Genomic DNA, 1,443 nt, shown 5'->3' on the forward strand with positions numbered 1-1,443 from the left:
TCAGCCGATGACGCGGGTGGCGCCGTCGAGGCGGCCGGGCCGGGTGCGCCGCAGGTCGCGGACGAGGTTGACGCGCTTGAGCCAGCGGTCGGATCCGTCGAAGCCGGCGCTGAAGGGGCGCCGTCCGTGCACCACGTTGCGGTTGTCGAGGAAGCAGACGGCGCCGGTGGGCACCAGCACGTCGGTGAGGTGGGCGTCCAGGTGCGCCACCAGCCAGGCCAGGGCCCGTCCGGCCTCCCGGTCGCCGGGCAGCGCGGTGAAGAAGTCCCGGTCGACGCGGAGCACCGGCAGGTCGCGGTGGCCCGACAGGACGGCGACCGGCTCGGCCGCGGGAGCGTCGGCGGTGAACTCGTGGGAGGTGTCGGGCAGGGCGGCGAACCGGGGCTGGGCCAGCACCGCGCGCACGGCGGCGGGCACCTGGCGTACGTCGACGTGGGCGACGGTGGTCGGCACCCGGCCCGGGTTGCGCAGTGCGAACAGGCCGACCCAGTCCGCCCGGTGGGGGGAGAAGGCGTCCTCGGTGTGCCAGGCCAGTTCCCGTGCGCTGGAGGCGGAGACGAGGCTGTGTTCGTAGCCCTTGCTGGGCAGGATGTCGGTCACCAGCCGGCCGGCCTGCTGGGTGGCCCAGCCGGTGATGTCGCCGAGCAGCGCCGCGTACAGCACCAGCAGGCAGCCGTGGACCTGGCTCGCCTCGGTGTCCGCCGCGCTCCAGTGCCCGGGGGTGGGTCCCAGGGCCGCCTGGTCGACGAGGTGGCCGCGGACCAGGGTGGCGTGGGTGTTCTCGTCGCGGCGGGCGGAGTTGAGGTGGCGGCGCACCGCGAGCGGCAGTTCGTGGGCGATCACCGGGGCCTCGTCGACGAACCGGGGGTCGTCGGCGGCCTTGAACGTCTTCGCGCAGGACGCGGCCAGGGCGTGCGCGGCGCGGGCCTCGCGGGCGGTCAGGTCGAGGACGTGGTGGCGGGGGTCGCCGGCCTGCTCCGGGGCGGGCAGGGGACCCGCGGGGGCGGCGGCCGGGCGGGAGGAACTCGTGGGGCGGGCGGGGGCGATGACGGTCATGGCGGGTCCCTTACGGCTACGGGTGCGGGGGCGGGTGTGGTGGGTGCCGGCGGGCACGGGGCCGGCTCAGCGGGTGGTCTGCAGGTGGTCCAGGCACAGCTCGTACAGGTCCTCGGCGTGGGTCTCGTGCCAGCCCTCGGGGGCGGGTACGCAGGCCGGCCACAGGGCGTGCCGGCCGCGGGCGTCGGACAGGACGACGAAGGTGGCGTACTCGTCGGCGAAGGGGTCGTCGGCCGGGGGCGGCCCGAGGACGCTCAGTCGGCCGTCGGCGTCGATACGGGCGGCGCGGCCGGTGCGCCACATGAGGGCGGTCGGCCCGGGGCCGGCCATCGGGTCGGGCAGGAAGCGTTCGCCGGTGGCGGCGGGGGCGCCGGTGTAGCCGTGGGC

Annotated in this window: 2 protein-coding genes; both read right to left on the reverse strand. The window is 76.6% G+C overall.

Annotated elements, in window-relative coordinates; all coding sequences use genetic code 11:
• The gene (gene gntD, locus ABZV34_RS39430) at nucleotides 1-1,056 is read right to left on the reverse strand and encodes a guanitoxin biosynthesis L-enduracididine beta-hydroxylase GntD (RefSeq protein WP_356288101.1); all 1,056 of its coding nucleotides are present in this window, start codon (nucleotides 1,054-1,056) and stop codon (nucleotides 1-3) included.
• A gap of 66 nt (nucleotides 1,057-1,122) precedes the next feature.
• The coding region (locus tag ABZV34_RS39435; RefSeq protein WP_356288104.1) for an MbtH family NRPS accessory protein at nucleotides 1,123-1,443 on the reverse strand (321 nt) is incomplete at its 5' end.

The organism is Streptomyces sp. NPDC005195 (assembly GCF_040608315.1).
GTDB classification, from domain to species: domain Bacteria; phylum Actinomycetota; class Actinomycetes; order Streptomycetales; family Streptomycetaceae; genus Streptomyces; species Streptomyces kaempferi.

What these genes read in the sequence shown, in the direction of transcription:
- gntD (WP_356288101.1), bottom strand. Translation starts at nt 1,056, where the DNA reads ATGACCGTCATCGCCCCCGCCCGCCCCACGAGTTCCTCCCGCCCGGCC.